Source organism: Streptomyces diastatochromogenes, assembly GCF_002242805.1.
GTDB lineage: Bacteria > Actinomycetota > Actinomycetes > Streptomycetales > Streptomycetaceae > Streptomyces > Streptomyces diastatochromogenes.
The window spans coordinates 99,450-117,967 of record NZ_MCGQ01000014.1 but is presented as its reverse complement, the minus strand read 5'-3'; the positions used below and the strand labels follow the sequence as shown (position 1 = coordinate 117,967).

Genomic DNA, 18,518 nt, shown 5'->3' with positions numbered 1-18,518 from the left:
TTGGTTGAGGTTGCACGATCTTCGGTATGAAGATCGCAGCGGACGAGACCCGCGCCCACGGCTACGACGACCTGCCCGGGTTCATGGCGCTCATGACGGGCGACGAGAAGCACGGCCCCGCGGCCACCTCCACGCTCGACGCGCTGTGGGTGCTGTACGACCGGGTGCTCCGGGTCACGCCGGAGCGGCGGGCGGATCCCGCCCGGGACCGGTTCCTGCTGAGCAAGGGGCACGGGCCGATGGCGTACTACGCGGTACTGGCCGCGAAGGGCTTCGTGCCCGTCGAGTGGCTGCCGGGGTTCGGGTCGTACGACTCCCCGCTCGGGCATCACCCCGACCGGGTGCTGGTGCCGGGGGCAGAGATCGGCAGCGGGTCGCTCGGGCACGGGCTGCCCATCGCCGTGGGCACCGCGCTGGGCCTGCGCGCCCAGGGTCGGCACGAGCCGGCCGTGTGGGTGCTGATCGGCGACGCCGAGCTGGACGAGGGCAGCAACCACGAGGCGATTGCCTTCGCCGGGCCCGCCGGGCTCGAACGGCTGCACACCGTCGTGATCGACAACTCCTCCGCGAGCCATGCCCGGCCCGGCGGGATCGCCGCCCGGTTCGAGGCCGCGGGCTGGTCCGCGGTGACCGTCGACGGGCGGGACCACGAGGCCCTGTACGCCGCGTTCACCGCCCCGCATCCGGGGCGCCCGCATGTGGTCGTGGCCCGCGTCGAGCCGAAGAACGCCTGACTCTCCCCTCCTCCCTGGAAAGGGTCCATCCCATGGACACCATGCGTGACCGTTTCGCTCCTGTCGTCTCCCGGCTGCTGGACGAGGATCCGCGGGTCGCGGTCGTGCTCGCCGAGATCGGCAAGGACGGCTTCGCCGAGGCCCTGCGCCGCCATCCGGACCGGGTGATCAACGTCGGCATCCGCGAGCAGCTGCTGGTCGGGGCCGCCGCCGGACTCGCGCTCACCGGGCTCAGGCCGGTCGTGCACACCTTCGCCAGCTTCCTGGTGGAGCGGCCCTTCGAGCAGGTCAAGCTGGACCTCGGACACCAGGACACCGGGGCGGTACTGGTGAGCGCGGCCGCCTCCTTCGACTGGCCGGCCGGCGGCTACACGCACATGGCGCCCGGCGACGTGGCGCTGCTCGACACCCTGGACGGCTGGACCGTGCACGTGCCCGGCCATCCCGACGAGGCCGAGACACTGCTGCGGCGCGCGGTCGCCGCCGGGGACGACAAGGTGTACGTCCGCCTCTCGGCGCAGGCCAACGGGCAGGGGCTGGCGGTCGACGGGCAGCACTTCCTGACGGTCCGCGAGGGGCGCTCCGGTGTGGTCGTCGCGGTCGGGCCGATGCTGGACACGGTGCTCGCCGCCACGGAGGGCCTGGACGTGACCGTGCTGTACGCGACGACCGTGCGCCCCTTCGACGCGGCCGGGCTGCGCCGGGCCACGGAGACCGCCGGCACGGACGTCGTACTCGTGGAGCCGTACCTCGCGGGAACGTCGACGACGGCCGTGAGCGAGGCACTGGCCGACGTTCCGCACCGGACACTCGGCCTCGGCGTGGGACGACGCGAGCTGCGACGGTACGGGACGATCGAGGAGCACGTCGCCGCCCATGGGCTCGACGCCCGGAGCCTGCGGGAGCGGATCGGCGGGTTCGTGAGGGCGGGACGGGTGTCCGTACGGCCGTGACCGGGGCGGGGGATGTTCAACGGCCGCCGGGCAGGCCCACCTCGGGGTAGGCGTCCAGGAGCCGGGGCGGGGCGGCCTGGCGCCAGGAGTCGGCGAGGATGTCACGCAGCTCGGCCTCGTCCTCCAGTGCGGCGAGTCTCGCTCTCACCCAGGCGAACTGGGCCTCGTGGTCGGCGATCCAGAACTTCCCCGGCTCGGCCATGACCAGTTCGTCGCGCTCCTCCTTGGGGCAGCGCACGGCGATGGACGTCTCGTCCTCGGGCAGCGTGGCGAACATCTTCCCGGCCACCCGGAACGTGGGCATGCTCCAGGCGATCTTCTCCGTGGTGTCCGGCAGGGACAGGGCGATACGGCGTACGTCTTCGGCATCCGGCATGCCACGCACGGTAGTCCCTGCCACTGACAGTCACCCGGTCGGCGGAACCACCCGCTTGTAGTAGAGGGTCGTCGGGCGCGGTTCGCCCGCCGGGTTCGCCGCGTAGTCGGGGATGGTGCCGGCCCGGGTCCAGCCGGCCGAGCGGTAGAGGTGCTCGGCGGGGCTGCCGGTCTCGGTATCGAGGTGGAGCAGGGTGATGCCGGTGGCGGCGGCCGCGTGCTCGGCGGTGGTGAGGAGTCTGCGGCCGAGGCCCTGCCCGCGCGCGGAGCGGTGCACCATCAGCTTCACCAGTTCGGCGCGGTGGCGGCCGTTGGGCTTGTCGGGCAGGGCCAGACCGACCGTGCCCGCGACCCGGTCGGTGTCGTCCACGGCCACCCACACCGTCAGCAGGCCGGTCGCCACCGCGTCGGCCCGCTCCCGCCACCAGGCGGCGGCCGCCGCCCGCCCGAGCGGCGCGAGGAAGCCGACCGAGGCGCCCCCGGCCACGGTGTCGGCCAGGAGCCCGGCCAGCTCCTCGCTGCCGTCCCGCACTTGGGCCTCGTTCCAGCGCAGCACCCTCACGGCCGCACCACCGCCAGCACATAGCGCGCCTCTTCCGGCCCGGCGCACCGGAACCTCGTCGGCCCGAACACCCGCATCCGCAGGCAGTCGCCCGCGTCGAGACGGTGGCCCGTGTCGCCGACGGTCACCTCCAGCGCGCCCTCGAGGACCCACAGGTGCTGTTCCAGCCCGGACACGGGCGGGCGGTCGTACGCGATGTCGGCGCCCGGGGCGAGCCGGCCCTCGACCAGTTCGCCGCGCAGACCGGCGTGCGGCGGGGACACGGACCGGCGCACGAAGCCGGAGGCGCGGTCCTGCCACACCTGCTGCTCGGCCGCCCGCACCAGCGGGGCCGGTTCCGCCTCGACCTCGCTGAGCAGCTGGGACATGGTGCGCCCGTAGACGTGGCAGAGGCGGTTCAGGACGGCCGCGGTGGCGCTGATCTCGGCGCGCTCGGCCCGGGACAGGGTCGACCTGCTCACTCCGCTGCGCTCGGCCAACTCGCCCAGGGACCAGCCGTGCTGGGCCCGGAGTTCGGCCAGCCGGGCGCCGATCCGGGTGTCGACGGGGTCGGGATCCTCGATTCTCATATACGGGACGCTATCCCGGATATGAGACGAGCGTGTTACCGAAGGCTCACGCCTGCGCCGCCTCCCCCAGCGCCTGAAGCACCTGGCGGATCAAGGGGTGTCCCTCGGCTCCTCGCCGTACGGCCGCGAAGACCCGGCGGGTCGGGGCCACCCCGTCGACGGGGCGCACGACCACGCCCGTGAGGTCCATGCCGCGCAGGGCCGAGCGCGGTACGAGGGCCACGCCCGCGTCGGCCGAGGCCAGCGCCACGACGGCGCGGAAGTCGTCCGAGGAGTGTTCGAGGCGGGGCTGGAACCCGGCGCTCTCGCAGGCGAGGACCACCACGTCGTGGCAGGGGTTGCCGGGGTACGGGCCGATCCACGGGTCCTTGGCCAGTTCGGCGAGCGGAACCTCGGGGGCGTCGGCGAGGCGGTGCCCGACCGGGACGACCGCGTCGAAGGGCTCGGCGTACAGCGGCACATGGGTGAGCCGGGGGTCGTCGGCCGGCGGGGCCCCGCGGTACTCGACGGCGACCGCGACGTCCACCTGCCGGTCAAGGACCATGGGCAGGCTGGCGTCGCCCTCGGCGTCCTGGACGCGGATGCGTATGCCGGGCGCGGCGGCCGCGAGACGGGCCACGGCGGGCGCCACCACCTGGGCGATGCCGGTCGCGAAGGCGGCCACGGTGACCGTACCCGCCTCCCCCGAGCCATAGGCCGCCAACTCGGCCTCGGCCCGCTCCAGCTGGGCCAGGACCGCGTTGGTGTGGCTGAGCAGGATCTCGCCGGCCGGGGTGAGCCGTACGCCCTTGGCGCTGCGCTCGACCAGGCGGTGCCCGGTCTCCTGCTCCAGGGCCGCCAGCTGCTGGGAGACGGCGGAGGGGGTGAGATAGAGCGCGGCGGCTGCCGCGGTGACCGTGCGGTGGTCGGCCACCGCACGGAGGATGTGGAGCCGCCGCGCTTCGATCATGGGACCAATTGTCTCAAGGTGTCCGCGCCGGTCAGGCCGCCAGCTCCGCCCGGGCGGCCACGAAGGCGTCCACGGCCCGGTCGACGTCCTCGGTCGAGTGCGCGGCGGACAGCTGGACGCGGATACGGGCCTGGCCCTGCGGGACGACCGGGTAGGAGAAGCCGATCACGTACACGCCCCGCTCCAGCAGCAGTTCCGCCAGGCGGCTCGCCTTCGCCGCGTCACCGATCATCACCGGCGCGATGGCGTGGTCGCCGGGAAGGATCTCGAAGCCCTCCTCGGTCATCCGGCGGCGGAAGAGGGCCGTGTTCTCGGTGAGGCGGACGCGCAGGTCGTCGGCGGACTCCAGCAGGTCGAGGACCTTCAGGGAGGCGGCGGCGATCACCGGGGCCAGGGTGTTGGAGAACAGGTACGGGCGGGAGCGCTGACGCAGCAGGGCGACGATCTCGGCACGGGCGGCGACATAGCCGCCGGAGGCACCGCCGAGGGCCTTGCCCAGGGTGCCGGTGATGATGTCGACGCGGTCCATGACGCCGTGCAGCTCGGGGGTGCCACGCCCGGACGGGCCGACGAAGCCGACGGCGTGCGAGTCGTCGACCATGACCATCGCGTCGTAGCGGTCGGCGAGGTCGCAGATCTCGGCGAGCGGCGCCACATAGCCGTCCATGGAGAAGACGCCGTCGGTGACGATCAGGCGGCGCCGGGCGTCGGAGGCCTCCTTGAGCTTGGCCTCCAGGTCCGCGAGGTCGCGGTTGGCGTAGCGGAAGCGGCGGGCCTTGGACAGGCGGATGCCGTCGATGATGGAGGCGTGGTTGAGGGCGTCGGAGATCACCGCGTCCTCCTCGCCGAGCAGGGTCTCGAAGACACCGCCGTTGGCGTCGAAGCAGGAGGAGTACAGGATCGTGTCCTCCTGGCCGAGGAACGCGGACAGCCGCGCCTCCAGCTCCTTGTGCACCTCCTGGGTGCCGCAGATGAAGCGCACGGAGGCCATGCCGTAGCCCCAGCGGTCCAGGGCCTGGTGGGCGGCGGCGACCACCTCGGGGTGGTCGGCGAGGCCGAGGTAGTTGTTGGCGCAGAAGTTGAGGACCTCGCCGGGGCGGCCGCCGGCGCTGACGTTGACGGTCGCGGACTGCGGGGAGTCGATGACCCGCTCGGGCTTGTGCAGGCCGGCGGCGCGGATCTCGTCGAGCGTGACGCGCAGGTCGTCGCGAACAGAGTTGAACATGAGGAAGCTCCTAAGCTGTACGAGAGTTACGCGGTCCAGTCGAGGATGATCTTGCCGCCGGTGCCGCTCGCCGCGTCGGCGAAGGCCGCCTCGTAGTCGCGGTAGCCGTACCGGCCGGTGATCACCGGGGCGAGGTCCAGGCCGCCCTCCAGCAGGACCGACATCGCGTACCAGGTCTCGAACATCTCGCGGCCGTAGATGCCCTTGATGGTGATCATCGAGGTGACGATCCGGGACCAGTCGACCGGGAACTCCTCGGCGGGCAGGCCCAGCATGGCGATCCGGCCGCCGTGCGTCATGTTGGCGATCATGTCCCGCATGGCCTCGGGCCGGCCGGACATCTCCAGACCGATGTCGAAGCCCTCGCGCAGGCCCAGCTGCCGCTGCCCGTCGGCGATCGTGGTCCGGGAGACGTTCAGGGCGAGGCTCACGCCGATCTTGCGGGCGAGTTCGAGGCGCTCCTCACTGACGTCGGTGACGACGACGTTGCGGGCGCCGGCATGCCGGGCCACCGCCGCCGCCATGAGGCCGATCGGCCCCGCGCCGGTGATCAGGACGTCCTCGCCGACCAGCGGGAAGGACAGCGCGGTGTGCACGGCGTTGCCGAACGGGTCGAAGATCGCGGCGACGTCGAGGTCGACGGGGACGCGGTGCACCCAGACGTTGGACGCGGGCAGCGCCACGTACTCGGCGAAGGCGCCGTCCCGGCCGACGCCGAGACCGACGGTGGCCCGGCACAGGTGTCGGCGGCCGGCCAGACAGTTGCGGCACTTGCCGCACACCAGGTGGCCTTCGCCGCTGACCCGGTCGCCGACCCGGATGTCGGTGACGTCGCGGCCGGTCTCGACGACCTGCCCGACGAACTCGTGCCCGAGCACGAGCGGCGTGCTGATGGCCTGCTGCGCCCAGCCGTCCCAGGCCCGGATGTGCAGGTCGGTGCCGCAGATACCGGTCCGCATGACCTTGATCAGTACGTCACTGTGACCGATTTCGGGCTCGGGTACGTCCGCGAGCCAGAGCCCGGGCTCCGCCTTCTGCTTGACCAGCGCCTTCAACGCTACGACTCCCGTGGGTGAGGTCCCGGCCGCGGGCATGCCGAAGGAGCCCGCAGCGGGTCAGAGGGGTGGAATCACCCCGCAATCTGCCGTATGCGCGGGCCGGGGTCCATCGAGCTTTTCTTAACCGCCGCCTCAGCTTTCCTTCACGCCTCCCGGATCCCCGCGGCCATGCCCGTTTCCCGCGGGTGCCTCAGATCGGCAGTCCGTCGTCCGCGGACCGTTCGATGCGTACGACGAGTTCCGCGGCCAGCGCCTTGATGGTCTCCAGCCCGGACCGTCCCCAGGCCCGGGGTGCGACGTCGGAGGCGCACACGGTGCCGAGCGCCATGCCGGAGCTGTCGATGAGCGGGGCGCCTAGGTAGGAGCGGATGCCGTACTCGTCCACGACCGGATTGCCGGCGAAGCGGGGATAGTCGCGGACGTCCTCCAGCACCAGGGCCTTGCGGCGGACCACCACATGGGGGCAGAAGCCGTGGTCGCGCGGCAGGACACGGCCGACCTCGGGCCTGCTGCCGTCCTCCCGGACCACCGGCGCGGCCACCGGAATGCGCAGGCCCGCGAAGAACTGGTGGTCCGCGCCGATGAAGTTGACCATGGCGTACGGCGCGCCGGTGAGCTGGGCGAGATGGCATGCGAAGGCGTCGAGACCGGGTTCGGGACGCTCCCCCAGACCGAGGCGGCGCAGTCTGGAGATGCGGGCGGGTGCCTCCCTGTCCTCGGGGGTGAGCAGCAGACCCCGGACCGGACGGGGCGGCTCGTAGGTCATGGCCGGGCTCCGGCGCTGTGGGCGTATCTCATATGGCGGCTCCGTGGGCTGTATGGCTGGATCACATGTGGGCGCCGTGGCTCGGCGCGGTCGCCGGGGCGTGGGCGATGAGGTGGCGTACGAGGGTGAGCAGGGTCTGCACTCCGGAGCTGGAGATGCGGGCGTCGCAGCAGACGACCGGGATCCCCGGGTCGAGGTCGAGGGCCGCGCGCACCTCCTCCGGGTGGTAGCGGAAGCCGCCGTCGAACTCGTTGATGGCGACGATGAAGGCGAGGCCGCGCTCCTCGAAGAAGTCCACGGCCGCGAAGCACTCCTCCAGGCGACGGGTGTCGGCGAGGATGACCGCGCCGAGCGCCCCTTCCGACAGCTCGTCCCACATGAACCAGAACCGCTCCTGCCCCGGCGTGCCGAACAGGTACAGGACGTGCTCCGGATCGAGTGTGATCCGGCCGAAGTCCATGGCGACCGTCGTCTCGACCTTGTTCTCGATGCCGTCGAGGTTGTCCGTGGCGGCGCTGACCGTGGTGAGCAGCTCCTCGGTGCTGAGCGGGGCGATCTCGCTGACCGCCCCCACGAAGGTGGTCTTGCCGACCCCGAACCCGCCCGCCACCAGGATCTTGAGGGCGGTGGGAAACGGGTCAGAGCTGTCGTCGTAGTCCATCGAGCACTGCCTCCAGCAGAGACCGGTCAGTGGGGTTGTGGTGGAACACGGGGGGCTTGGTGGTCAGCGCCCCGCAGTCGACGAGGTCCGAGAGGAGCACCTTGGTGACCACCGCGGGCAGCTTCAGATGCGCGGCCACCTCGGCCACCGAGACCGGCGCACGGCACAGGTCGAGTGCCTGGGCGTGCTCGGGGCCGAGGTAGCCGAGCGGGGTGACGCCGGTGGCCATCACCTGTGACATCAGGTCGAGGGCGATGCTGGGCTCGGTCCGGCCGTTGCTGACCGTGAACGGGCGCACCAGCCGTCCGGCCGCGTCGTCGAGCCAGGGCCCGTCGCCGGCTGCGGCCACGTTCAAGGCCTCATCGCCGTGGATTCGACGGCGTGCTGCCGGGGCGCTGTCACCAGGTACGGACGGACGCTCTTGACCAGCATCGCCATCTCGTAGCCGAGCACGGCGGCGTCGGCCTCGCGGCCGGCGAGCACCGCGAGGCAGGTGCCGGAACCGGCGGTGGTGACGAACAGCAGCGTCGAGTCCAGTTCCACGACGACCTGGCGGACGTCCCCGCCGTCGCCGAACCGGACGCCCGCGCTGCGGCCGAGGGAGTACAGACCGGAGGCCAGGGCCGCCATGTGGTCGGCGCTGTCGGGATCGAGGCCGTGCACGGACTTCACCAGTCCGTCGCAGGACAGGAGCACCGCGCTGGTGGTGTGGGGTACGCGCTGTACTAGGCCGCTCAGCAGCCAGTCGAGGTCGGATGCCTGGGCGGTCGGCGCGTCGCTCGCCATGGTGGATCGACTCCTTGGGATACGAAGGTCAGCGGGAGCGCTGGGGGTGGGGGTGGGTACGGGACTGTGGAGGGCGGTCATCCGGCCGGTGCGCTCCCGTCGGATCGGCCGGTGCCCTCGGATACGGGGCTGTGCGTGTGCAGTTGGGATATGGGCGTCGAGGCCAGGGGGTTGGCCGCGTCCATGGGGTGTGCATCCATGTGTGCAGGGCTCATATGGGGCGTGACCGTGGCCGGTGCCCTGTGTGCCGGGCCCATATCGATGTATCCGGTCACCCCGGGTGCGGCCTCCGTACGAGGTGCGTCCCCGTAGGCCGACTCCATGTTCTGCTGTGCCTCGGCGAGTCCGATCCCCCGCTGGAAGGCCGCCATCAGGCCGGGGTCGTGACCCGGGACGACATCGCCGTCCTGGCGGGGGGCCGGGCCGCCGCGCAGTTGGGGAACGATGTGCTCCTGGGCGCGCCGGCGGGGCAGTTGGGGCTTGCCGATGGTGCCCCGGACCGCACCGGTGCGCGGGGCGGGCAGGGTGCCCGCGTGTCCCTCCAGCACCGGCCGGTCCTCGGCGCTGATCCCGGGCACGGCCTCGGCGATGGCAGGCCGCTGCTCATGGACGCCGCGGACGGGGAGCGGGGGCGGGGGTGAGCCCGCGCCCTGCGAAGGCCCGCTGAGTGCGCCCGCGTTCTGGATACCCCCGCTCTGGACGCCCTCGCTCCCGAGGTCGCCGCTGTGTCCGTATCCGGCCTGTGCGTGCCGCCGTCGGCCGGTCGCCGGGGCCTGTCCGGTCCCGACCGGCCCTCCGGCCGGCGCACTGCCCGAGCCACTCGCGCCGACAGTGCCGCTCATGCCCACGGCGCCAACGGGGCCCGCCCCTGCTCCGGGTCCCGGCCGGTGCTCCATGGAAGCGGATGCGGATGCCGATGCGGTACGCCCCACCTGCGGCAACGGGCCGCTCCCCGCCGGGTCCTGGGGCTGCGGTGCGGCCCCGGGTACGCCCGGCCTCGGGCCCAACAGCGCCTGCGGGACGACGAGTACGGCCTGCACACCGCCGTAGATGTTGGTCTGCAGGCGCACGCCGATGCCGTGGCGCCGGGCGAGCTGGGAGACGACGTAGAGGCCGATACGGCCGTCGGCCAGCAGGCTCGCGACATTGACCTGGTCGGGGTCGGCGAGCAGGGCGTTCATCTTGTTCTGCTCGCCGACCGGCATGCCGAGTCCGCGGTCCTCGACCTCCACGGCGAGCCCGGAGGTGACGAGGTTGGCGCGGAGCAGCACCTGCGTGTGCGGGGCGGAGAACACCGTGGCGTTCTCGACGAGTTCGGCGAGCAGGTGGATGACGTCGGCGACGGCGTGGCCGCGCAGTTCGCCGTCGATGGGCGGCACCAGCTTGACCCGGGAGTACTGCTCGACCTCGGCGATGGCGGAGCGCAGCACCTCGGTCATGTTCACCGGGTTGCTCCACTGCCGGCGGGAGACGGCGCCGCCGAGCACGGCGAGGTTCTCGGCGTGCCGCCGGATCCGGGTGGCCAGGTGGTCCACGTGGAACAGGCCTTTGAGGAGTTCCGGGTCCTCGATCTCGTGCTCCAGGTCGTCCAGGATCGAGATCTCCCGGTGCACCAGGGACTGGAGCCGTCGCGCGAGGTTGACGAAGACCTCGAGCTTCTGCTCGCTGCCCGCCTGGCTGGAGAGCTGGGCGGCCTGCACGACGGCGGTGACGGCGCCGTCGTACGCGTGGGCCAGGTCGGCGGCGAGCAGCTCGAAGTCGTCGGCGTCCTCGGGCGGCCGGCGGCGCGAGCCGCGCTGCGGCGGGGTCTCGCCGTGGCGCAGCGCCTCGACGAGGGCCCGCAGATCCGCCTCGCCCTGGGCGGCGCTGCGGCGCAGCGCGTCGACGCGGTCGCTGACCGAGCGGGCGGCGCGGTCCGCGGCGACGGCGGCGATCACGATGCCCGCGAGGGTCACCGCGACCGCTCCGGCGAGCACGGCCCACAGGGTGGGGCCGGGGCGTGCGCCGGTGGAGCGGATGCTGAACAGGACGGCCGCGCTGGCGCTGAGCGCGACCGCGACGGGCGGCAGCACGGCGAGCCGCATGAGCTGAGGCCGTATGTGCGTCTCGGGCAGTGCGGGAGCGGGTCGGGCGACCGGTCGTCCGTGCCGGCCGCCCTCACGGCGGTCGGCAGGGGCGGCCGGTGCACGGAGGTGAGACATCTGCGTCCTCGTACTGGTCCGTCGGGCTGCCATCCGGACACTCACAGTAGTCGCCTACGCATCATGTGCGGTGGGCAGTTGACAAAGTCCCCCGCCAAGGGTCCCGCTCTGGTATGAGGCTTCGTACGACAGACCGATAACCTCGTCGCACCCATCGAACCAACCCGAAAAAGATCGAAACTACCTGCTCAAAAGCGGTCATCGGAACCGACGGGCGATCGAGGGTTCCACGACGACTCAGGTCCCCTCGCGCACCTCACACCCGGCACCCCCATCCCCCCGAGGGTGCCCGCACACCGCGGGCACACTCCCACAAAACCTTACGGAAAGTAACCGCTTTGGCCTTGCCTCTGTGGGCCCAGCAGGCGCATGGCGTGAGTCCGCCCCGTCGGGGCCGGGGCGGTGGGACGATGACTCCCGTCGTCCAGGTCACCAGGAGGGCCCATGACCACTGACGTCCGCGAGCGGCTTGCCGGGCTCGGTCTGCGACTGCCGGAGGTGAGTGCCCCGAAGGGGACCTACGTGCCCGCCGTGCGCAGCGGCAGCTATGTCTTCGTCGCCGGCCAGATCCCTTTGACCGACGGGGAGTTGACCGCGACCGGACGGGTCGGCGCGGAGGTGTCGCTGGAGCGGGGGAAGGAGCTCAGCAGGCAGTGCGCGCTGGCGGCGCTGGCGGCCGCGGACGCGGTCGCACCCCTGGAGACGGTGGTCCGGGTGGTGAAGGTGGTCGGGTACGTGTCCTCCGCCCCCGGCTTCGTCCGGCAGGCCACGGTGGTGGACGGGGCCAGCGAGCTGCTCGTCGACCTGTTCGGAGCGGCGGGCCGGCATGCGCGCAGCGCGGTCGGCATGAACGTCCTGCCGCTCGACTCACCCGTGGAGATCGAGGTCGTTCTGGAGGTATCCGAGGACGGCGGGCGCTAGCGCCCGCCGGCGCCCGCTCAGGCGAGGCGAACCGCCGTGCCCGTCACCTCGATACCGCTCGACGGGTCTGCCGGGACGCCCACCGTGAGGAGGCTCGGACGGCCCATGTCCACGCCCTGATGGATCGTCAGCACGGCGGGTGGCTCGATGAGACCCATGCTCCGGAGATAGCCGCCGAGGGCCGCAGCGGCGGCGCCGGTGGCCGGGTCCTCGACGACGCCGCCGGGCGGGAAGGGGTTGCGGACGTGGAAGACGGTGTCCGTCTCGCGTCGGACCAGGGCGATGGTGACCCATTCCCGGCGCGCCATGAGGGCGCCGAGCGCGGACATGTCGTAGTCGAGGTCGGCGAGGCGCTCCCGGCTGGCGGCCGCGATGACCGGATGCCAGGCGCCGGCATAGGCGACCCGGGGCGGCAGTGCGGGGTCGAGATCGGCGGCGGACCAGCGGAGGGCGGCGAGCAGCTCGGCCAGGTCGGGTCCGGTGATCTCCGCCGTGCGGGGTTCGACACTCACCAGGGTGGCGACGACCGAGCCGTCCGGGCGCGTCGAGGTGGTCACGGGGACCGGTCCGGCCATGGTGTGCAGCAGCAGGTCGCCGACACCGTGCTGGTGGGCGTGGGCGACTGCGGTGGCGATGGTGGCGTGGCCGCAGAAGGGTACTTCGGCCTTCGGGCTGAAGTAGCGAATGTCGAATGCCCCGTCCGGCCGGGGTGCGGCGAAGGCCGTCTCCGAGTAGCCGATCTCGGCCGCGATGGCACCCATCGTCGCCTCGTCGATGCCTGCGGCGTTCAGCACCACACCCGCCGGGTTTCCGCCCAGCGGGTCGGTGCTGAAGGCCACGTAGCGCAGGATGTCCATCACCCGAACCTAGCCACTCCGCCACTTGAGCGTCAAAGGGCGTGCTCGAACGAATAATTGACGTCACGTCAAAGGGAATGGCCAGGTCGGCCCGGCGTTCAGGCCCAGGTGAGCAACCGGCCGGACGCGGCGAGACCCACCGCGAATCCCAGTGCGATTCGGCGGGCGCCCCGACTGGGCCGTACCGCGTGGAAGTAGCGCGGGTCGATCAGCAGCGCCTCGCCCACCCGCGGTGCGATCTCGAGGAATTCGGCGCCCCGCACCACCGCCTCGTCGTACCCGTAGGAGGCCGGCAACCGGTACGCCTCGTCCTCGGGTTGCCACCGGTGCCGCCACAGGACCGTCTCGCCGCCCGAGGGAGGCACGCTGAGGTAGAGGTTGAACGCGAACTGGCCGACTATGGGTTCGTCCAGCAGGTCCCCCGCGTACTCGCGCAGCGCGTCGTCGAAGTGGACCTGGAAGCCCTGGTTGGGTTCCCTGGCCACGCCGTCGCCGAGTTGCCGCCCGCCCCTTCGGCCGACCGCCACGCCACCGGGCCAGTGCGCGCCGAGCCCTTCCCGGCAGGCGCGGAAGGGGTCGAAGGAGAGGCCGAGGCCCTGCCAGACCTCGCGGTGGCCCTCCAGAGCGCTCCAGTAGCTCTCGGAGACCCCGCCCTCCGCCATGTGGTCGCTGATTCCCACGCCGAACCGCATCACCGGCGGCTGGACGCGGGCCTTCCCGTACGAGTCGAAGGCCCGTGCCTCCAGGGCGGCGAGCACCTCGTCGCAGCGCTCCCGGGGCAGGAAACCGGGCACCCGGACCGCCGCGTACCGTCCGGCGGCGAGACCGGCGAGCAGGTCATGGGTGAAGGCGGGCGCGGTGGCTGCGCGGAAGAACGGGTCGTGCGACGTGGTCGGCGATAACCCCTGCGTGGATTTCCCTGAAGTCATTCGTGAGCCCCCGACATGGTGAAAGACAGCGGAAATTCATCGGCGCCTATCCGGGATGCGCTCCGCCGGTGGCGCGGAACGCGGTCTTCGCGTCGAGTTCGAGTGCCTGGCGTCCTGCCTCCAGCGCTTCCATCGCGATTCGCCGGCCGAACTCCGCCTGCATCTCCTCCAGGTCGCTCCCCGGAGCGCCCCATGTCAGGGCCTGGTCGTCGTGGGTATCAGGGGGGAGAGAAGTCATCGGCGAACCTCCGAGCGTTTCGGTAGGGGACGCGTCACACAGGGTGAGGCACCGTCAGGCTACGCGCAAGCCCGCCACCCCCGGCGAAGGTTCCGCTCAACTCCGCGTGAATAGAGGAGGTTTCAGGTCGGCATCTCCCGAACAGCCGTTTCGAGGAGCGCCCTGGCCTGCACGGACAGCGGGTGCTCCGAGGTCACCACCCGGTCGAGGTCGCGCACCAGTGCCCGCAACTCCTTCACCGCTTCGGGTGTACGCCCACGTATGCCGAGAAGTACGAGGACGAAAGTGAATCGGAGCCGCATCACGACGTTGGAGTCCGCAGGCTGGGAGGCGTGCTGCAGCGCCTCGCGGATGACCTGCTCCGCGTCACGGGCGCGGTCCTGGCGCAGCAGCGAGTGCGTCAGGGTCTCCTGTACCCGCAGGATCTCCGGTGTGGCGGGCGGCCAGTGGTTGCGGCGGCTGATGCTCAGTATCTCCCGGGCCTCCGCCTCGGCCTCGCGGTGTGCCCCGCGGGCGAGCATCGTCCGAGCCAGGGTGTGGCGCACCACGAGGGTGTCGTAGTGCTCGGGTCCGCGCACCTCGTTCTCCGCCTCGACGATGGAGCGCAGCATGACCTCGGCCTCGGCCTCCCGGCCGGCCTGCTCGTTGATCGCGCGGGCCAGCTTGTGCCTGCTGGCCAGGGTGTCGGCGTGGTTCTCCCCCAGGATCCGGGTCCGCACCCGCACCACGCGGCCCAGCACCTGCTCGGCCAGGGGCAACTGCTCCCTGTCGAGGTGGACACGCCCCTGCTCGTGGCGCAGGCCGAGGATCTCGCGGTCGTCGCTGTCGAAGCCGAACGAAGAGCAGCGCTCGACGAGGGGGAGGACGAGGTCGTACGCGGGCCCCAGCAGCCCCGTGGCTATGAGGTAGCGGGCGGTCAGCCGGGCCAGTTCCAGGGCCTCGGTGCGCACGGAGCGGTCGGACAGCCTGAGGTCGCCGAGCAGGCAGGCCCGGGACACCTCCAGCGCGTGCGGGGAGAGCGCGGCCCACAGGGGCCAGTTGGCGGGGTGGTCGGGGTTGCTGTGCTGGATGGCCGACCGGAGCATGCGCACGGCCAGTCCGTAGTAGTCCGCGGGCCGCTTGCGCACCTCCTCGTCCTCGCGCAGGACACCGTGCACGACGGGATGCAGGGTCAGTACGCCGGCCAGCCGGCGGTCGGCGACGCCCTCACGTTCGTACGCGTCCACGAGTCCGAGCTCCTCCAGACCCGCCAGAAGGGCGCTGGTGCGTGCGGGGGTGGCGCCGGGGAAGAGCGGGGACTGGGCGAGTGCGGAGTCGGTGAGGAGGCAGCGGTAGGGGATGGGGGCGATGCTCAGGCAGGCGAAGACCTTCAGCAGGGTCGGCGCCTGGGGCAGTTCGTGCTGGGTGAGCAGGTCCATGCCGATCCCGCAGACCTTTTCCACGATCTCCCGGCCCAGCAGCTCACTCAGGTGCGGTCCGTCCTGGTCCGCGGCGGTGTCGACGCGAGGGGCGACGGTACGGCGGAAGGTCTCGAAGTCCCTGATGTCGCTGTCCAGTGAGATCTGGCTCTGGTGAACGGCCTTGATCACGTCGGCGGCCTGTCGCAGGGCGAGTGGCAGCCCGCCCAACTGCCGCGACAGCCTGCGCGCGTCTTCGTTGGTGCCGCCGAGGCCCCCGGTCCGTTCCAGCAGCATGGAGGCACCGTCGTTGTCGTCCAGGGGCAGCACCTGATGGACGCGGCTGGCGTCGCCCCAGGCGTGCCGGCTGCGTACCCGGCTGGTGACGATCACGGTGCCCTTGGCGTTCTGCGGTGTGCGCAGCCAGCCGGTCCCGCTGGCGGCCGGGCCGTCGCGGGAGCCGAGCCGCTCGGGGTCGTCGACGTTGTCGAAGATCAGCAGCCAGGGTTCGGGGCAGGCGTCGAGGAGGGTCCAGACCAGGTCCATGGCCGTGCCGACGAGCCAGGCCCGTTCCACGGTGATCGACGGGGCGCCCAGATCGCGGGCGATCATGCGCATGCGGAGACTCAGCTCGGGTGCCGACACCCACCAGACGCGGTGTCCGGCGCGCCGGGCGCGGTCGGCGGCCTCCAGGGCGATCCGGCTCTTCCCCGACCCGCCCGGGCCCGCCACGACGTGTACGCGCCGGCGGGCCTGCTCGGACAGGAGGTGGGCGACGAGACCGTGCCGGTCCTCCCCCTTCAGCTGGCCTTCGTCCAGCTGCCAGTACGGCGGGGGCGGCAGCGGGGCGAGGTCCGGGTCCTCGGCGGCGGGGGGCGGGTACGAGGGGCCGTCGGCGGCTTCGGCGTCCGTCGCGATCCGGGCGTCGGCGGCGGTGTCACCCGTGCCTTTGGTGGTGCTGGGTCGCGCGGCTGTCGATGCGAGAGGTAAGGCGCTCTCCCGCACGGACGCCGCTCGGGCCACCTCGATCAGGGCCCCGCGCACGGCGCGGTAGGAGGCGGCGGTGCGGTCCGCGGGCTGGATGATGGAGAAGTGGTCGGCGGTGACCACCCCGCCCTTGGGGAAGACGCCGCGGGCGACGATCGGCGGCACGATGTCGTCGGCGGAGCCCCCGTAGGCGCGGACCGGTATGGGGCACTCCTTGTCGCTGTGCCCCCGGGCGTGCACCACCGCGCTCAGGACGGTCCGCTGGGCCTCCGTCACGGCCCGGTCGAAGGGCCTCAGCTGCTGCTCCTGCGGATTGCGCCAGAGTTTGAGGAACTTGCGGACGGTGAGGAAGAAGCCGGAGCCGGTGTTGGGGCAGGAGAACATCGTGAAGTGCTTGATCCGGGCCAGCTCGTGGCCCTCGCCGTTCCACAGTTTGCGGGCCAGGAAGCGCTGTACGACCAGGCCGCCCTGGCTGTGGGTGACGAGCACGATCCGCTCGGCGTCGGCGAGTTCGGTCTCCAGGAAGGTCCCCAGCTGGTCTGCGACGTCATCGGTCTCGGCGACCCGGCGGTCGGGCCGGAGCCGGATGAGAGGGGAGTCGTACTCGAAGGGGTGGACGCTGACCCAGTCGGCCAGTTCGGGGTCGGTTCCGATGAGCGTTTCGAACGCCTTCCACACCTTGGCGGAGGAGAAGAGGCCGTGCACCAGCACGAGGTGGACACGTGTCGACGCCATCGCGAACCTCCGCAGTCAGAACAGGTGTTGAAGCAGAAGGGTTCGATCACAGATGAATGAGCAACCGGGTCAATGATGCACGAGGGGTGACCGTTCGAGCCATAACGAGACAGCCGCACCAGGGCCTCGGTCCCCGGTCCAGGACGGGCGCGGCAGGCTGCAGGGTCCGGCGCACGCCGGCTGCTCCAGTTCGAGCCACCCGTCGCCGCGGGTGCCCTCGCCGCAGGCAGCGCCACGCTGGCCCGACCCCGTGTGCCCGGACTCTGCGGGCCCGCCCCAGCCGTCAGTCCGTGTGGCCGAGTCCTTTGCGCACGCCGGGCTCGGCGGCCAGCGCCCCCATCGCGCGCCAGGTGCGGCGGACGGTTCCGGAGACGCCTCGCCACCAGGGCTCGGCGGGGAGCTTGCCGGCCGGCTCGAAGGGCTCGCCGGGGCGGGGCAGCGCCACCGCCTGGCCGACCTCCTCGGCGGCCTCCTTGGTCCACTCGCCGGGCTCGGCCCAGGGGTGCGGGGCGAGGTTGAAGGTGCCCCAGTGGATCGGCATCAGCACTCCGTGCGGGGCCCCGCCCTGGAGGTCGAGGTGGGCGCGCAGGCCCTCCTCCGGGGTCATGTGGATGTCCGGCCAGAACTCGCTGTACGCGCCGATCTGGATCATCGTGGCGTCGAACGGACCGTGGGCCGCGCCGATGTCCTTGAAGCCCTCGAAGTAGCCCGTGTCACCGCTGTGGTAGATCCGGTGCTCCTCGCCCGCCACGACCCAGGACGCCCACAGGGTGTGCTGGGTGTTGCGCAGGCCGCGGCCGCAGAAGTGGCGGGCCGGGGTGGCGGTGAGGGTGAGTCCGCCGATCTTGGTGTCCTCGTGCCAGTCGAGTTCACGCAGCCGGTCGGCGGACACGCCCCAGTGCTCCAGGTGGGCACCGACGCCGAGCGGCACGGCGAACACGGTGTCCGTGCCGGCCAGCGCCTTGATCGTGGGCATGTCCAGGTGGTCGTAGTGGTCGTGCGAGATGACCACCACGTCGACCGGGCCGAGCGCGGCCAGCGGCAGCGGCACCGGGTGCAGCCGCTTGGGCCCGGCGAAGGGGAACGGGGAGCAGCGCTCGCCCCAGACGGGGTCGAAGAGGACGCGGTGGCCGTCGATCTCCACGAGCACGCTGGAGTGGCCCATCCAGGTCACCCGCAGCCCGGTGGCCGGCGGCTTGGCGAGGTCGGCCAGGGTGGTGGCGTGCACCGGGACCGTGCCGCGGGGGGCGCGCAGGGGCCGGGTGTCCTTGTCGAGGAACACCTTGGCGAAGTCCAGCATGGAACCGGAGGGCCGGGTACGGGCGGTGCCGCCGGGGTTCTGGAAGACGCCGTCCTCGAAGTGCGGGGAGCGGCGGATCCGGGCCAGGCGCTCACCGCTCGGTTCCGCGCCGAAGGCCTCGGGCTGAAGCATGCCGAGCCCGAAGCTCTGGGAACGCAAACCGGTCACGGTACCTCCAGGTGGAGTCGCTGAGGTCCTCCATTATGGTCGGCGCCTCCGACCGTCCGGGGTGGCCGGGGTCACAGGCCGGCCTCCGGCGTGCGCCGCTGAGGATCCGTCGCACGTTGACAGGCCGTCCACCGGCTCCGAATACTG

19 protein-coding genes are annotated in these 18,518 nt (G+C 72.0%); 3 read left to right on the top strand and 16 right to left on the bottom strand.

Going from position 1 to position 18,518, the window contains the following annotated elements; translation table 11 throughout:
- The first annotated feature begins 26 nt into the window (after positions 1-26).
- Together BEK98_RS17840 and BEK98_RS17835 are read left to right on the top strand one after the other, a co-directional pair.
- Positions 27-734: a thiamine pyrophosphate-dependent enzyme gene (locus tag BEK98_RS17840; RefSeq protein WP_094217547.1), complete on the top strand. Its 708-nt coding sequence runs from the start codon at positions 27-29 to the stop codon at positions 732-734.
- Between the two features lie 32 nt (positions 735-766).
- Positions 767-1,687, top strand: a complete 921-nt coding sequence (locus tag BEK98_RS17835) for a transketolase family protein (protein WP_094217546.1) — start codon at positions 767-769, stop codon at positions 1,685-1,687.
- 16 nt (positions 1,688-1,703) lie between these two features.
- Here the strand turns inward: BEK98_RS17835 and BEK98_RS17830 are convergent, their stop codons facing one another.
- The 11 genes from BEK98_RS17830 to BEK98_RS17780 all read right to left on the bottom strand — a co-directional run bounded on the left by BEK98_RS17830 (position 1,704) and on the right by BEK98_RS17780 (position 10,839).
- Positions 1,704-2,063 (bottom strand): MmcQ/YjbR family DNA-binding protein, encoded by a 360-nt coding sequence (locus BEK98_RS17830; protein WP_094217545.1) that lies wholly within the window; start codon positions 2,061-2,063, stop codon positions 1,704-1,706.
- A gap of 30 nt (positions 2,064-2,093) precedes the next feature.
- A complete protein-coding gene (locus BEK98_RS17825) occupies positions 2,094-2,624 on the bottom strand; it encodes a GNAT family N-acetyltransferase (protein ID WP_425276611.1) in 531 nt (176 codons plus the stop codon).
- Positions 2,621-3,193, bottom strand: a complete 573-nt coding sequence (locus tag BEK98_RS17820) for a helix-turn-helix domain-containing protein (RefSeq protein ID WP_094217544.1) — start codon at positions 3,191-3,193, stop codon at positions 2,621-2,623. The genes BEK98_RS17825 and BEK98_RS17820 overlap by 4 nt, the downstream gene beginning before the upstream one ends.
- A 46-nt stretch (positions 3,194-3,239) precedes the next feature.
- Complete coding sequence (locus tag BEK98_RS17815) at positions 3,240-4,142, bottom strand: LysR family transcriptional regulator (RefSeq protein WP_094217543.1); 903 nt, start codon at positions 4,140-4,142, stop codon at positions 3,240-3,242.
- Between the two features lie 31 nt (positions 4,143-4,173).
- Positions 4,174-5,367: a glycine C-acetyltransferase gene (locus BEK98_RS17810; RefSeq protein ID WP_094217542.1), complete on the bottom strand. Its 1,194-nt coding sequence runs from the start codon at positions 5,365-5,367 to the stop codon at positions 4,174-4,176.
- A gap of 26 nt (positions 5,368-5,393) precedes the next feature.
- Complete coding sequence (gene tdh, locus BEK98_RS17805) at positions 5,394-6,422, bottom strand: L-threonine 3-dehydrogenase (RefSeq protein WP_094217541.1); 1,029 nt, start codon at positions 6,420-6,422, stop codon at positions 5,394-5,396.
- A gap of 193 nt (positions 6,423-6,615) precedes the next feature.
- Positions 6,616-7,191 (bottom strand): GAF domain-containing protein, encoded by a 576-nt coding sequence (locus tag BEK98_RS17800; RefSeq protein ID WP_094217540.1) that lies wholly within the window; start codon positions 7,189-7,191, stop codon positions 6,616-6,618.
- Positions 7,192-7,252: 61 nt separating this feature from the next.
- Positions 7,253-7,852 carry a GTP-binding protein gene (locus BEK98_RS17795; RefSeq protein ID WP_094217539.1) on the bottom strand — a complete coding sequence of 200 codons (600 nt, stop codon included), beginning with the start codon at positions 7,850-7,852 and terminating at the stop codon, positions 7,253-7,255.
- The gene (locus tag BEK98_RS17790) at positions 7,830-8,201 is read right to left on the bottom strand and encodes a DUF742 domain-containing protein (RefSeq protein WP_094217538.1); all 372 of its coding nucleotides are present in this window, start codon (positions 8,199-8,201) and stop codon (positions 7,830-7,832) included. Before BEK98_RS17790 ends, BEK98_RS17795 begins: the two co-directional genes overlap by 23 nt.
- 2 nt (positions 8,202-8,203) lie before the next feature.
- Positions 8,204-8,638, bottom strand: a complete 435-nt coding sequence (locus BEK98_RS17785; RefSeq protein ID WP_094217537.1) for a roadblock/LC7 domain-containing protein — start codon at positions 8,636-8,638, stop codon at positions 8,204-8,206.
- Between the two features lie 77 nt (positions 8,639-8,715).
- Positions 8,716-10,839: a sensor histidine kinase gene (locus tag BEK98_RS17780; protein WP_244201885.1), complete on the bottom strand. Its 2,124-nt coding sequence runs from the start codon at positions 10,837-10,839 to the stop codon at positions 8,716-8,718.
- Positions 10,840-11,283: 444 nt separating this feature from the next.
- Here BEK98_RS17780 and BEK98_RS17770 point away from each other — a divergent pair, with 444 nt between their 5' ends.
- On the top strand, positions 11,284-11,760 hold the full coding sequence (locus BEK98_RS17770; RefSeq protein WP_094217534.1) for a RidA family protein: 477 nt from the start codon (positions 11,284-11,286) through the stop codon (positions 11,758-11,760).
- Positions 11,761-11,777: 17 nt separating this feature from the next.
- Here BEK98_RS17770 and BEK98_RS17765 read toward each other — a convergent pair whose 3' ends face one another.
- The 5 genes from BEK98_RS17765 to BEK98_RS17745 all read right to left on the bottom strand — a co-directional run bounded on the left by BEK98_RS17765 (position 11,778) and on the right by BEK98_RS17745 (position 18,371).
- Positions 11,778-12,617, bottom strand: coding sequence for a PhzF family phenazine biosynthesis protein (locus BEK98_RS17765; RefSeq protein WP_094217533.1), 840 nt, complete (start codon positions 12,615-12,617; stop codon positions 11,778-11,780).
- 98 nt (positions 12,618-12,715) lie between these two features.
- Positions 12,716-13,546 (bottom strand): 2OG-Fe(II)-dependent halogenase WelO5 family protein, encoded by an 831-nt coding sequence (locus BEK98_RS17760; protein ID WP_094217532.1) that lies wholly within the window; start codon positions 13,544-13,546, stop codon positions 12,716-12,718.
- Between the two features lie 46 nt (positions 13,547-13,592).
- On the bottom strand, positions 13,593-13,784 hold the full coding sequence (locus BEK98_RS17755; protein WP_094217531.1) for a hypothetical protein: 192 nt from the start codon (positions 13,782-13,784) through the stop codon (positions 13,593-13,595).
- Between the two features lie 122 nt (positions 13,785-13,906).
- Entirely contained in the window at positions 13,907-16,903 is a 2,997-nt protein-coding gene (locus BEK98_RS17750) for an alpha/beta hydrolase (protein ID WP_094217530.1), read from the bottom strand.
- Between the two features lie 283 nt (positions 16,904-17,186).
- Positions 17,187-18,371 carry an MBL fold metallo-hydrolase gene (locus BEK98_RS17745; RefSeq protein WP_425276610.1) on the bottom strand — a complete coding sequence of 395 codons (1,185 nt, stop codon included), beginning with the start codon at positions 18,369-18,371 and terminating at the stop codon, positions 17,187-17,189.
- Positions 18,372-18,518 lie beyond the last annotated feature (147 nt).